The 10,110-nt window shown below is 55.6% G+C and carries 25 protein-coding genes; all 25 read left to right on the top strand.

What is annotated here, in order from left to right; translation table 11 throughout:
* Positions 1-16: 16 nt before the first annotated feature.
* Entirely contained in the window at positions 17-1,873 is a 1,857-nt protein-coding gene (locus DXA66_RS04665) for a DUF6273 domain-containing protein (protein WP_118527139.1), read from the top strand.
* Between the two features lie 56 nt (positions 1,874-1,929).
* A complete protein-coding gene (locus DXA66_RS14230) occupies positions 1,930-2,073 on the top strand; it encodes a hypothetical protein (RefSeq protein WP_154276169.1) in 144 nt (47 codons plus the stop codon).
* Positions 2,074-2,075: 2 nt separating this feature from the next.
* On the top strand, positions 2,076-2,189 hold the full coding sequence (locus DXA66_RS04660; RefSeq protein WP_118527137.1) for a CD1375 family protein: 114 nt from the start codon (positions 2,076-2,078) through the stop codon (positions 2,187-2,189).
* A 53-nt stretch (positions 2,190-2,242) separates the two neighbouring features.
* Positions 2,243-2,362: a CD1375 family protein gene (locus tag DXA66_RS14655; protein WP_343251956.1), complete on the top strand. Its 120-nt coding sequence runs from the start codon at positions 2,243-2,245 to the stop codon at positions 2,360-2,362.
* Positions 2,363-2,428: 66 nt separating this feature from the next.
* A complete protein-coding gene (locus DXA66_RS04655) occupies positions 2,429-2,737 on the top strand; it encodes a hypothetical protein (protein ID WP_097780298.1) in 309 nt (102 codons plus the stop codon).
* 12 nt (positions 2,738-2,749) lie between these two features.
* Positions 2,750-3,403: a D-Ala-D-Ala carboxypeptidase family metallohydrolase gene (locus DXA66_RS04650; protein ID WP_158576295.1), complete on the top strand. Its 654-nt coding sequence runs from the start codon at positions 2,750-2,752 to the stop codon at positions 3,401-3,403.
* 15 nt (positions 3,404-3,418) lie between these two features.
* Entirely contained in the window at positions 3,419-3,670 is a 252-nt protein-coding gene (locus tag DXA66_RS04645; protein ID WP_097780300.1) for a phage holin, read from the top strand.
* 19 nt (positions 3,671-3,689) lie between these two features.
* Positions 3,690-4,118 carry a hypothetical protein gene (locus tag DXA66_RS04640; protein ID WP_118527131.1) on the top strand — a complete coding sequence of 143 codons (429 nt, stop codon included), beginning with the start codon at positions 3,690-3,692 and terminating at the stop codon, positions 4,116-4,118.
* A 41-nt stretch (positions 4,119-4,159) separates the two neighbouring features.
* Positions 4,160-4,447 (top strand): hypothetical protein, encoded by a 288-nt coding sequence (locus tag DXA66_RS14065; protein WP_147365147.1) that lies wholly within the window; start codon positions 4,160-4,162, stop codon positions 4,445-4,447.
* Between the two features lie 99 nt (positions 4,448-4,546).
* Positions 4,547-4,699 (top strand): hypothetical protein, encoded by a 153-nt coding sequence (locus tag DXA66_RS14225; RefSeq protein WP_158576294.1) that lies wholly within the window; start codon positions 4,547-4,549, stop codon positions 4,697-4,699.
* 126 nt (positions 4,700-4,825) lie between these two features.
* Positions 4,826-5,164 (top strand): hypothetical protein, encoded by a 339-nt coding sequence (locus DXA66_RS04635; RefSeq protein ID WP_118527129.1) that lies wholly within the window; start codon positions 4,826-4,828, stop codon positions 5,162-5,164.
* Entirely contained in the window at positions 5,151-5,369 is a 219-nt protein-coding gene (locus tag DXA66_RS04630; protein ID WP_118527127.1) for a hypothetical protein, read from the top strand. Before DXA66_RS04635 ends, DXA66_RS04630 begins: the two co-directional genes overlap by 14 nt.
* Before the next feature lie 137 nt (positions 5,370-5,506).
* Positions 5,507-5,674: a hypothetical protein gene (locus tag DXA66_RS14060; RefSeq protein WP_158576292.1), complete on the top strand. Its 168-nt coding sequence runs from the start codon at positions 5,507-5,509 to the stop codon at positions 5,672-5,674.
* Positions 5,675-5,696: 22 nt separating this feature from the next.
* Positions 5,697-6,062 (top strand): hypothetical protein, encoded by a 366-nt coding sequence (locus DXA66_RS04625; protein ID WP_118527125.1) that lies wholly within the window; start codon positions 5,697-5,699, stop codon positions 6,060-6,062.
* A 21-nt stretch (positions 6,063-6,083) separates the two neighbouring features.
* Entirely contained in the window at positions 6,084-6,245 is a 162-nt protein-coding gene (locus tag DXA66_RS14220; protein WP_158576290.1) for a hypothetical protein, read from the top strand.
* Positions 6,246-6,341: 96 nt separating this feature from the next.
* Complete coding sequence (locus tag DXA66_RS04620; RefSeq protein WP_118527123.1) at positions 6,342-6,560, top strand: hypothetical protein; 219 nt, start codon at positions 6,342-6,344, stop codon at positions 6,558-6,560.
* Between the two features lie 14 nt (positions 6,561-6,574).
* Entirely contained in the window at positions 6,575-6,910 is a 336-nt protein-coding gene (locus DXA66_RS04615; RefSeq protein ID WP_118527121.1) for a hypothetical protein, read from the top strand.
* Entirely contained in the window at positions 6,894-7,031 is a 138-nt protein-coding gene (locus DXA66_RS14215; RefSeq protein ID WP_158576287.1) for a hypothetical protein, read from the top strand. The genes DXA66_RS04615 and DXA66_RS14215 overlap by 17 nt, the downstream gene beginning before the upstream one ends.
* 14 nt (positions 7,032-7,045) lie before the next feature.
* The gene (locus DXA66_RS04610; RefSeq protein ID WP_118527119.1) at positions 7,046-7,591 is read left to right on the top strand and encodes a hypothetical protein; all 546 of its coding nucleotides are present in this window, start codon (positions 7,046-7,048) and stop codon (positions 7,589-7,591) included.
* The gene (locus tag DXA66_RS14210; protein WP_154276154.1) at positions 7,585-7,731 is read left to right on the top strand and encodes a hypothetical protein; all 147 of its coding nucleotides are present in this window, start codon (positions 7,585-7,587) and stop codon (positions 7,729-7,731) included. Before DXA66_RS04610 ends, DXA66_RS14210 begins: the two co-directional genes overlap by 7 nt.
* Positions 7,728-8,078 carry a hypothetical protein gene (locus DXA66_RS04605; RefSeq protein ID WP_118527117.1) on the top strand — a complete coding sequence of 117 codons (351 nt, stop codon included), beginning with the start codon at positions 7,728-7,730 and terminating at the stop codon, positions 8,076-8,078. The genes DXA66_RS14210 and DXA66_RS04605 overlap by 4 nt, the downstream gene beginning before the upstream one ends.
* 17 nt (positions 8,079-8,095) lie before the next feature.
* On the top strand, positions 8,096-8,500 hold the full coding sequence (locus tag DXA66_RS04600; RefSeq protein WP_118527115.1) for a hypothetical protein: 405 nt from the start codon (positions 8,096-8,098) through the stop codon (positions 8,498-8,500).
* Between the two features lie 148 nt (positions 8,501-8,648).
* On the top strand, positions 8,649-9,284 hold the full coding sequence (locus tag DXA66_RS04595) for a hypothetical protein (RefSeq protein ID WP_118527113.1): 636 nt from the start codon (positions 8,649-8,651) through the stop codon (positions 9,282-9,284).
* A complete protein-coding gene (locus DXA66_RS04590; protein WP_118527111.1) occupies positions 9,277-9,585 on the top strand; it encodes a hypothetical protein in 309 nt (102 codons plus the stop codon). Before DXA66_RS04595 ends, DXA66_RS04590 begins: the two co-directional genes overlap by 8 nt.
* A gap of 4 nt (positions 9,586-9,589) precedes the next feature.
* The gene (locus tag DXA66_RS04585) at positions 9,590-10,108 is read left to right on the top strand and encodes a type II toxin-antitoxin system PemK/MazF family toxin (RefSeq protein WP_118527109.1); all 519 of its coding nucleotides are present in this window, start codon (positions 9,590-9,592) and stop codon (positions 10,106-10,108) included.
* Positions 10,109-10,110 lie beyond the last annotated feature (2 nt).

The following is a 10,110-nucleotide window of genomic DNA, read 5'->3' as shown; positions in this document are numbered from 1 at the left end:
AAGGAGGTGAATTTCTATGGCAAAAGTAAAACTGAGTACGAAAGCTGTTGGCAGCATTGTCAAAATCGCCGTGGACGGCAAGGACTACGACTGGCTGGTGGTGCATCAGGGCTTGCCCGGTAATGTCTATGATGCATCCTGCAACGGTACTTGGCTGCTGATGAAGGATGCATCAGCAGCCAAGTCCACATTCGGCGACGGTAACGGTAACTCGTACAAGGATTCAGGCATCCACACCTACCTGAACGACACGTTCTACAGCCTGATCGATTCCGATATTCGGAACGCTATCAAGCAGGTCAAGATTCCGTACCAGAACGGCACTGGTTCCGGCGGTAGCCTTGCCACCGGCTCCAATGGCCTGAGCACGAAAGTATTCCTGCTGTCTGGTTATGAGGTTGGCTGGACGACCAGCGACAACAGCTCTTTCCCCAAGGATGGTGTTCGGCTGGCGTACTTTGGCAACAGCTCCGGCGGTAACAGCAAGCGTATCGCATACAACGGCAGCTCCGCTGCCAACTGGTGGCTGCGCTCTCCGAACACCAACCACGGCAGCCTCGTCTGGGGTGTCAAGTCGGATGGCTCTTTCAACTTCTGGCAACACTACAATTCCATCAGTGTTCGCCCCGCTTTCATTCTTCCCCCTACACTCGTGGTCTCTGACGACGGCACGGTCTCGACTAACACTGCGCCCTCGACTCCGGGGAGCATCTCCGTTCCTTCGTCCATCATGGGCGGCACGAACATCTCGATCTCGTGGGCAAAAAGCTCTGATGCAGAGAGCAACCTCGACGGGTACAAGGTAGAGCGTTCGACCAACGGCGGCAGTTCGTGGAGCCAGATTTATCAGGGTACGGCCACCAGCACCACGAATAATGTCGCCTTCGGCACCACGTCCGTGATGTACCGCGTCAAGGCATACGACACCGAGGGTCTGGAGTCTGGCTGGCGCACCAGTTCGCAGGTAACGGTGGTCAACAACAACGCCCCGTCTGCGCCGCCGTCCATCGCGGTGCCGAAGGATGTCAAGGGCGGCAGCACGCTGGTGATCTCGTGGACTGCGGCCAGTGACAGCGATGGCAACCTGAGCGGCTACATTCTGGAGCGCAGTACCGACGGCGGTGCCTCCTATACGCAGGTGTACCGGGGCAGTGCTCTGACCTATACCGACACCATCACCAAGGGCTGGTCCACCGTGATGTACCGTGTCAAGGCGTATGACAGCTATGACGCTCAGTCCGGCTACACCACGTCCACCAAGCGCACGGTCGATAACAACACCGCGCCGACCATCACGACCTCCAGCGCAGCCAACCTCGGCACGAAGTCCAGCGGCTTCACCATCTCGTACTCCGTGGATGATGAGGACGCGGTGGACACCCTGACTGTCACCGAAAAGGTGGACAGAACGACCAAGCGCACCTACACCGCGACCCGCAAGACCACCAATAGCTTCGCCGTCACCGGTGAATATTTCCAGAAAATTACGAACGGCAGTCATACCATGACCGTTACCGTGACCGATGGCAAGGCCACCGTCACCAAGACGTTCACCTTTACGAAGGCCGTCACCGCCGCCAGCATCACGCTGGCGAAGCCGATGGAGGCGGATGCCCAGATCACGCTCTGCGCCATCACCGTAGGCGGTCTGATTCCAGCTGACGCTGTGTTCAAGGTGGAGGTCACGAACAACGGCAAGGACAGTTCGCCGGTATGGGAGGACGCCACCACCGAGGCCCGGAATGGCCGGAACCATTTGTTCACGAACCAGACTGCGGCCAACGGCTTCGCATTCAATTTCCGTGTCACCGCAGAGCGCGGTGCAAGCGGCGAGAGCGGCTATATCGCTTCGATTCAGGGAGGTTTCCAGTAATGGGTTTGAACAGAGTAAGAGTCGATTCTGTAGCTAAATTGCAGAAGAAGAAAACGATGGCGGAATTGCAGGAGGAGAATGAAGCCCTGAAAACCAAGGTTTCTTCTCTGGAAACCAACCTCGATAATACCCAGATGGCGCTGTGCGACGTGTACGAACAGCTCATCGCGGTCACATCCGCCGCAGATAAGGAGGCATAATCATGGCAGAAGTCTATGCAAACCTCATCCGCCGGGGGCGGAAAACCATCGAGCAGGTGCCTGAGCACCTGCGGGAAGAAGTCAAGGCCATTCTCGCGGCGGACGGCAACGCATGAGCCGCCTGCGGGAATTTGCCTTAAAAATATTACTGAGAAAGGAGAAAGGCATCATGGCAGTCATCTATGCAACCCTCATTGTGAAGGGCAAGAAGACCCTCGATCAGGTTCCGGCGCTGATTCGGAAGCAGGTTGAGGAAATCCTGAAGGACCTCGAAGTCGAGGTCGAGTGATCGCGCAGGGGAGTCGGGAGAACCGGCTCCCCTCATTTTTTGTATGACGAAGGAGAGGAGGTTCAGATGGACCAGCCTATTACGCGAGCCGAGCATGAGGAGTTCAAGCGTCGGCTCGAAGAGGAAAATGCCCGTCAGGACAGACGAATCGCCTTGCTGGAGGAAAGCGTAAGCAAAATGGGCGCACTGTCCACTTCGGTCGAGAAGCTGGCCTTGAGCATGGAAAGCATGGTAAAGGAGCAGGAAAAACAGGGCAGGCGGCTGGAAACACTGGAAGACCATGATGGCGAAATGTGGCGCAAAGCTGTTGGGTATGTCGTGAGCGCTGTCATTGGCGCTTTTGTCGGCTTCTTGTTTACCCAAATCGGCTTTTAGGAGGTGTGTAAGTTGAGCATCATTACGTTCCAGCGCGGGGATAAGACCGCGCTCACCAAGAACTTTACCAAGTCTGAGTTCGAGTGTCCCTGCGGCTGCGGACAGCAGTCGGTTGACACGGAGCTGGCCGAAAAGCTCCAGCTCATCCGGGACAAGGTAGACCGCCCGCTGAAGATCACGTCCGGCTACCGCTGCATCACGCACAATGCGGCTGTGGGCGGAAGCCAGAACTCCAAGCACCGCTATGGCATGGCGGCGGACTGGAGGACGGAGAACCGCAGCATCAACCCGGTGGCACTGGGCATCCTTGCTCAAGCCGTGGGGTTCGGCGGCATCGGCATCTACTGGCACAGCCGTGGGGCTTTTGTTCACGCCGACACCCGTGGCACAAAAGCGACGTGGCTCTGCACCACGCCGGGAAAGTACCCCAGCACGACCTACAACAAGTTCGTGCTTCCCACCATCCGCCGGGGCTGCACTGGGGACGCGAACCGCAGTGCGACGATCATGCTCCAGAAGCTCCTGAAGCTGAAGGCTGATGGCCTGTTCGGAGAGGGGACGGAAAATGCCCTGATGAGGACGCAGGAGGCGCATGGCCTGACCGTGGACGGAATCTGCGGCCCTGCATCGTGGAAGGCGCTGTCTGGCGCTGACAAGTACCTGTGAGAGGAGATAGGCTCTATGACGAATAGCAAAGTGTCCATCGCTACGCTGGCCCGCACGGCCGCTCTGGCGTTCGCTCTGGCAAATCAGGTTTCGAGCGCAGCCGGGAAGCCCCTGCTGCCCATCGAAAGTTCGGAGGTGGAACAGTTCGTGACCACCGGCCTGACCATTGCCACCAGCGTCGCTGCGTGGTGGAAGAACAACAGTTTTACCGCCGCCGCCATCGAAGGTGATAAGCGGATGAACAGCCTGAAGAATCAGGTTCACTGAATGAAAGGAGTAACCGAATATGAATGAGTTTACGAGAAGCCTGCTGTACGTCGCCCTGCTGGTCTGCGTCCCCATCGTGACCGCCTGCATCCAGAAGGGCATTGCCGTGTTCATCGAGTTCATCGTGGCAAAGACCAACGACATCAAGGTGCAGCGCCTCGTCCGCGAAATCGGCAGTGCGGTGTCCGATGCCGTGGCCGCGATGAACCAGACCTACGTCAACGACCTGAAAGCTGCCAAGACGTTCAATGAGGCGGAGCAGAAGGAAGCCCTGATGCGGGCCGTGTCTGCCGCCCTGAAAAGCATGAGCAGCGACGCACAGGACTACATCAAGAGCAACTTCGGCGATACGACCCAGTACCTCGAAAATCGTATTGAGGCCCAGATCGACGCCAACCATGTCGCCGCCAAGCAGGCCGCTGTCCAGAATACGCTGAATCTGGGCTGAGTCAGCGAAAAGTCAGCGTAAAATGATAATCCCCCTGTACCATGACCCGTAAAAAGGCTGGTGCAGGGGGATTTTTTTGTTTGCACGGAAATTCCGATGGAACAGCGTCGCCAGAAAAATCAATTCTCAAAATAGCCAAATTTTGTTATGCACTTTTGACAAATCCTTCCCAGAAGGTTCCAGACAATTTCCAATACACTCTTACCCGTAACCAAAATGCAAATCCAGAGGTTTTCCAGAGGCTACCAGCGGCTCGGCATCAAATAGCCAGTGGATATAAAAAATATTTTGAAAAAATTAAAAAACAGATTGACTTACCAGTTGGGTAAGTTATAATGATACTAAGATAAATTACCAAAAAGGTAAGTTATCTACAATTACTGGCATCCGGCTGGTAAGTTGGAAGCACGAGCAGGAGGTGTAGCAAAATGAAAGGTGAGTGCAGTATGACAGCTCTGGAAGCCTCTCGTCTGATCGACTGGCTGAAAGCTCACGGTCATACGGACGAGGAAGCGACGCAGTGTATCAAGTGCATTGCCGGAGTCCTCGACCCGCAGACCGAGGAGCCTAAGAAACAGTAAAGGCTAGGTCCCCCCACAAAGTTTGACAGCCACGTGGGAACCTAGCCGGTCGGAACGGGATGGGACCTGCCCCATCTCGTTTCGATTTTATCAGTATAGCAGGGGAAAGTCAAGAGGTTCATAGCTATGTTTGATTTGCGTGAGCATAAAGGCCTCATTCGCCGTTTGGTTTCCGAGGCAAACAAAAATGATGCCAACTGGCACTGGTCACTAAAAGCTCTCAGCAAGACCAAAGCCAGCATTTTCTGGAGCTATCTGGAGTACGAAGGCCATAAGCCGTGCTTTACGATTGAACTTGTCGAGGACGACGATGGCTGCTTGATTTATGCGAAGGATGAGCACGGAGACACACTCAACTTTGAGATAGTTGAGTGTGCAGGTCTTCCTCGCCTGAACACCCCGATTGATGAAGCCATCAAAATGATGGCCTATTCGATTATCAACACCGCCCATGAGTGCTACTGAGCGCATAGCCCGCCGATATGCTTCCTCCATCGGGTTTGCGGTGACCGGTAGGCTGGTCCGGAAGCCCGAATGGGATGGAAGGTTCCAGAACCCGGAGATCGGACTGGACGGTGAGTACCGGGTTCTGGTCGATGAGGGAGGGAACGCCTACTACGTCAACGGCTGGCAATGTGTCATCATCGACCCGGAGGGCATAGTCTTTTGACCGCAGGTAAAGCCCCGGACGTACTCCGTAAATTTTTTCGATAAATCTTCAAATTTCGTTTGACACCAGAGGTGGGTAAGTTAGAATGAAGATACAGAAAAACATACCAAAACGGTAAGATTATGGAGGAACAGACGATGATGAAACTCGAAGCTATGAAGTCTTACATCCGTGAGAACAACCTCACCCACTTGGTCAAGGAACTTGTTACTGGAGCCGACATGGATGTCGCATCCGCTGTTGAGTACGTTTATGATATGAAGACGCTCAGCAAGGCTCAGTTCGCAAGCAAGTACTTCGGCTGATTCGAGAATGGAGGCGTGGAATATGAAGAACGAGTACATCGTAGCGATTGACTACAGCGCAAACTACAAGCCGATGACCATTGATTACAAGATGCTGAAGGCGGAGAACCTGCTGGATGCCATGAACGAGGCCGAGCAGTACATGGACAAAGAAACGGTCTACCTTCTCAAGATCATGAAGCGCAGCGGGGCAGCTCACAAAGTCAAGGGCGTGGATGCACGAGAAGCCACCTACACAGACGTTCTCACCAACCGGGGCAATGGCTGGCACAGCACCGATGCAGCTCACTGCGAGCAGCCTTGGATGAGCCAGATGTGGATGTACAGCAACGGTTTTGTTGACCTCTACTACTGCGAGGAAGTCCGACCCGCCTGTACGACATCCTGATGAAGTGAGGAGGTGTAAACGATGCGTTACCAGATTGTTTACTGCAAGCGGGGCTGGCCGCTCACCACCTGGGCCGACAACGTGGACAGGGCACGGAAACTAGCCGAACAGCTCCGCAGCACTGGCTATTCCGTCGATGTGTGGCAGCACACCAAAGACGGAGCACAAAAAACCAACATCTAACCTCGCCTGACGATGGCCTCTGGCAAAGGCCGAAACGCCCTGCTGGGCGTCGCGGGAGCCACCCGTAAAGAAATTGATACTATGGAGGTTTTAGCTATGAAAAACGAGAACATGACCGCTGAGGTGACCCGTGAGTGGGAGAACGACCCGAACTGCTTTCTGCGGATGCTGAACAGCCCCGCACAGCAGCGGAGCCGCGCAGCCCGCCGCCAGAAGGATGCCGACCGGGAGCGTTTCAACAACGTGCTGAACGCCGTTGCCATCGGCGCAGCAGCCTTTGCCGTCACCCTGCTCGTTATCTGCTTTGCTCTCTGATGGAGGTATCAGCTATGGATAACCAGAACATGACCTATCCCGAACTGCGGGACCTGCTCGTTGAGCGCAACAAGACCCAGCTTGCAAAGCCGGTGAGCGCCTGCATCGTATTTGCTGAGAGCAACTGGCCTGACCGGCATTACCCGCTGCGCAGCCGCACCTATGAGGTCAGCAGCGACAACAAGGCTTTCCGGTCGAGCTGCTGCTCCACCAGCCTGTTCGGTTCCTGCTTGGATGGCACCGACCAGATGGTTCGCCTCGACTGGTACATGAAGGACTTCGGCAACAAGGGCGGCTGGGTCGTTGACCACTGCTACCTGAAGGAGAACAGCGATGAATCCGATGTATGATTGCTCCGGCCGGCTTGACCGGTTCGGCGGAGTAACGGAGCCGCCTGATGACCGGGGCATTGAAGAAGAACCTGAATGGCAGCGGCCCGAAGAAGCCAATGCCGTTTGCTGGAGTGACTGATGGAGGTGAGTGATATGGGACGTGGCAATGTTTGTGTGACCGGCTCGTATGAGGGCTTGTTCTACATCGACAACGATGATCTGCGGGTCTACCGCAGGAATGACCCCTACGCCAAAGAGGAGGAAACCAGCTTACAGCGCGACCTCAGCTGTGAAGACTTTTCGAGCGGTGAATGGCTTCTTGATGAGGTCGGGAGTAGTTACGAGGAAGAAGACGTTCTCGAATGCTTTTGCGCCGAACTGCGGAAGCTCTGTCCCAGCTTCCAGCCTGCGGCTAACTCAAACGTCTGGCTCGGCAATGAGCGCCGGGTCATCCTCGAAAACGAGCTGTTTTACATCTGCGTGGAGGATAACGAGTGGTCACTGGCCGTCGAGCTTGTCCAGAAAGACGGCTATTCCGACTGTGAGAGCACATGGATGGCCGGCCTTCAGAAGCGGCGCTACCGGGGATACCTTGATAGCATGAAAAAGGCCCTGCTGGCCCGCCTGCCCAGCATTGGCGTTCGCACCGGGCCGTGGACTCACGGAACTATCACCAGAGAGGAGGCTGGCGTATGCTGAGTGACATGATTGATGATCTCGTCCGGGCCGACTGCCCGCAGGAAAAGGAAGCAGCTTACCGGCAGCTCGAAAAGCTCGGCGTTGACCGCATTACCGCTGATGTCATCGCCGATGAACGCCGAAAGGAGGCGCACCTGTGAGCCGCTATATTCCCCCTGAAGAGATGAGCGAGGCCCAGATCAGGGAGCAGTTGGACGCTGAGTATAAGCACTGGGATGACCTGAAGAAGAACGGCTGTTCTGACCCCGCATGGCCGGATGGTGTGAATCTGAACCTTGTTCGGAACCACATCATCTACTGGTATCGGCTCCTGCGGGAACGTACCAGCCAGACCGTGCAGCTCTCGATGTTCGACGCTGGTATGGATTTGAGGAACGAGCGGCCGTTGCCGCCGGAAGTCCCGGACGGGTACATGGTTCCGACCGGGAAGTACCCCGACCGTCTGAACGGAAAGTGGGATGGCCTGATTTTTGACCCGACAATTTGATGAAAGGATGAAGAAAGATGACCGATGAAAAGAAGTTTGAGGTTCGTGCAGAGATTACGGCTCGGCTGACCCAGCAGGATGTTGATGACATCATGGTTTCTGCGCTGGAGGGCGGCATCAACTACTGGTGCAGGCGCGTTGTTGTGCAGGGCAAGTATCTTGGGGAGTACGCAAGCGACCAGATTTCTCGCGGTGGGCAGCTTGCCGTTTGGCTCGAAGAACCGTTTGAGGATGACAAGACTTGTTATATGCTCGATCTCGACAAGTTCCTCGCTGGATTTAAGCAGTGGCTCGAAAATTGCTACGCCAACTGCGATGTTGTGGACAGCACAGATGGTTCCGTTGACTGCGGCCAGATTGATGCCACCTGTGCGGACGAGATTGTCCAGCACGCACTGTTTGGCGATTTGGTATTCGGCTGAGTGGAGGCAAAATGATGATGGCATGGTTGATCGTGGTAGATCAGTGGCTCGAAACGGCCACGGACATCCTCTGCGCTGCTTTTTGGGCAATCGTCGGGGCGATGGCCGTTGTGGGCTTGGCAAGGCTCTTTCTGGGGAGGCGTTGGTAATGAGAACATTGAGAGAGCGCGATGCGCTGCTTGAAGAATTGTGGAAGCGGTTCGGGGATGTCCCTATGGACCCCTCCACCGAAACGATGGAGGCCCCGTTTCTGGATTTCCCGGCAGGAACCAGCCGCGTTGACATCTGGCGCTGGTTTGATGAACGGCATAGCAAGGGCGTTGCCTACTTGCTTTACAACGAGGATGCCTCTAACGCGGCAAGCATCACGAGCCTGCTGCACTGCCAGAAGCTCTGCACGGAATGCGACTCCGAAACCTGCGTGTTTAACCCGCAGGGCATCTGCATGGCTCCGTTCCTGACCGGGAGGAAGCCGGGCGTCCACGACGATGGCTGCACCGATTACTGCCCGAAACCGCTGGATGGCTGTGAGCCGGTCCGCTCCTACTCCGAATATGAGCTTCGGAGCTATGAGGAGGACGTGCGGGAATATATCTCACAGTTCACCGATGAGGAGCTTATGGAAGCCTATGAGCTTGACCGAACGACGCTCAATGCGCTCGCCCCGCGTGCGGCGGTCTTGATGCGGAAGTATATCGACAATGACGATAGCTGGACGTACCACCGTGATTATGCCATCTCGGAGGCCGTCAGCGAGTATAAGGAGGACAAAAACAATGCCTGAGAAAATGATGCCCTATGCGCTGCGGATGACGCTGGCAGTGCTTGCAAATAGGCCGGATGATGCCCGCAACATCTCTGCTGAGTGCGTCACTGCGATGACCAAGGAGCTGATGGGTGTTGCAAGCGGTTATGATCTGATGGACTTCCCGTTCATGATTGCTGCCCTGCGGCTCACCGCGACCTCGCTGGAGTCCCTGCTGGACGAGCATGGCAAGGGGATTGCTGACGGCATCGTCGCCAACACCACCTGCATCACCATTGATGCTTCCGAGCTGAAGCGTCAGGCTAAAGAGGAGGAGTAAGGATATGGAAATCAAGCGCGGCGACATTTGGTATGTGAGCAAGGACAACTACACCGGCTGTGAGCAGGCGGCGGGACGCCCGGCAATCATCGTTTCCAACGAGAAGAACAACGCCTGTGCAGAGACAGTAGAGGTCGTATACCTGACCACCCAACCGAAGAAAGACCTGCCGACGCACGTTCTCATCCGCAGCTCTGAACGTGAAAGCACTGCCCTCTGTGAGCAGATTACGACCGTATCGGTTGACCGCCTGCTGGGCTACAAGGGCCACCTGACCCCGGCAGAGATGACCAACGTGGAGGTTGCAATGCTGATCTCGCTGGAGCTGGAAGTTGGAAAGCCCGTAGAGAAAATCGTGGAGGTCACGAAAGAAGTTCCGGTCATCCGGGATGTCAAGGTGTCTACGCCAGCGTCAAATCCGAACATGGCTGCGGAGCTGGCCGCAGCGAAAGCCAAGTGTGAAATGCTCCAGACCATGTACGAGAGCCTGCTGAATCGGGTTCTGGCTGGAAAGGCAGGCTGATG

Origin of the sequence: Faecalibacterium sp. OF03-6AC (assembly GCF_003478175.1) — a bacterium.
GTDB classification, from domain to species: Bacteria; Bacillota; Clostridia; order Oscillospirales; family Ruminococcaceae; genus Faecalibacterium; species Faecalibacterium taiwanense.
Note: the sequence above shows the minus strand (reverse complement) of the source record. Positions and strands in the feature narration are given on the sequence as shown.

Excerpts from the sequence above, each read along its gene's own strand:
- DXA66_RS14215 (WP_158576287.1), top strand. The coding sequence starts at position 6,894 with ATGAATCCGATGTATGATTGCTCCGGCCGGCTTGACCGGTTCGGCGGA.
- DXA66_RS04635 (WP_118527129.1), top strand. The coding sequence starts at position 4,826 with ATGTTTGATTTGCGTGAGCATAAAGGCCTCATTCGCCGTTTGGTTTCC.
- DXA66_RS04600 (WP_118527115.1), top strand. The coding sequence starts at position 8,096 with ATGACCGATGAAAAGAAGTTTGAGGTTCGTGCAGAGATTACGGCTCGG.
- DXA66_RS14220 (WP_158576290.1), top strand. The coding sequence starts at position 6,084 with ATGCGTTACCAGATTGTTTACTGCAAGCGGGGCTGGCCGCTCACCACC.
- DXA66_RS04655 (WP_097780298.1), top strand. The coding sequence starts at position 2,429 with ATGGACCAGCCTATTACGCGAGCCGAGCATGAGGAGTTCAAGCGTCGG.
- DXA66_RS04630 (WP_118527127.1), top strand. The coding sequence starts at position 5,151 with ATGAGTGCTACTGAGCGCATAGCCCGCCGATATGCTTCCTCCATCGGG.
- DXA66_RS04615 (WP_118527121.1), top strand. The coding sequence starts at position 6,575 with ATGGATAACCAGAACATGACCTATCCCGAACTGCGGGACCTGCTCGTT.
- DXA66_RS04640 (WP_118527131.1), top strand. The coding sequence starts at position 3,690 with ATGAATGAGTTTACGAGAAGCCTGCTGTACGTCGCCCTGCTGGTCTGC.
- DXA66_RS04625 (WP_118527125.1), top strand. The coding sequence starts at position 5,697 with ATGAAGAACGAGTACATCGTAGCGATTGACTACAGCGCAAACTACAAG.
- DXA66_RS14060 (WP_158576292.1), top strand. The coding sequence starts at position 5,507 with ATGATGAAACTCGAAGCTATGAAGTCTTACATCCGTGAGAACAACCTC.
- DXA66_RS04660 (WP_118527137.1), top strand. The coding sequence starts at position 2,076 with ATGGCAGAAGTCTATGCAAACCTCATCCGCCGGGGGCGGAAAACCATC.
- DXA66_RS14225 (WP_158576294.1), top strand. The coding sequence starts at position 4,547 with ATGAAAGGTGAGTGCAGTATGACAGCTCTGGAAGCCTCTCGTCTGATC.
- DXA66_RS14655 (WP_343251956.1), top strand. The coding sequence starts at position 2,243 with ATGGCAGTCATCTATGCAACCCTCATTGTGAAGGGCAAGAAGACCCTC.
- DXA66_RS04610 (WP_118527119.1), top strand. The coding sequence starts at position 7,046 with ATGGGACGTGGCAATGTTTGTGTGACCGGCTCGTATGAGGGCTTGTTC.
- DXA66_RS04665 (WP_118527139.1), top strand. The coding sequence starts at position 17 with ATGGCAAAAGTAAAACTGAGTACGAAAGCTGTTGGCAGCATTGTCAAA.
- DXA66_RS04590 (WP_118527111.1), top strand. The coding sequence starts at position 9,277 with ATGCCTGAGAAAATGATGCCCTATGCGCTGCGGATGACGCTGGCAGTG.
- DXA66_RS14065 (WP_147365147.1), top strand. The coding sequence starts at position 4,160 with ATGACCCGTAAAAAGGCTGGTGCAGGGGGATTTTTTTGTTTGCACGGA.
- DXA66_RS14230 (WP_154276169.1), top strand. The coding sequence starts at position 1,930 with ATGGCGGAATTGCAGGAGGAGAATGAAGCCCTGAAAACCAAGGTTTCT.
- DXA66_RS04585 (WP_118527109.1), top strand. The coding sequence starts at position 9,590 with ATGGAAATCAAGCGCGGCGACATTTGGTATGTGAGCAAGGACAACTAC.
- DXA66_RS04620 (WP_118527123.1), top strand. The coding sequence starts at position 6,342 with ATGAAAAACGAGAACATGACCGCTGAGGTGACCCGTGAGTGGGAGAAC.
- DXA66_RS04595 (WP_118527113.1), top strand. The coding sequence starts at position 8,649 with ATGAGAACATTGAGAGAGCGCGATGCGCTGCTTGAAGAATTGTGGAAG.
- DXA66_RS14210 (WP_154276154.1), top strand. The coding sequence starts at position 7,585 with ATGCTGAGTGACATGATTGATGATCTCGTCCGGGCCGACTGCCCGCAG.
- DXA66_RS04645 (WP_097780300.1), top strand. The coding sequence starts at position 3,419 with ATGACGAATAGCAAAGTGTCCATCGCTACGCTGGCCCGCACGGCCGCT.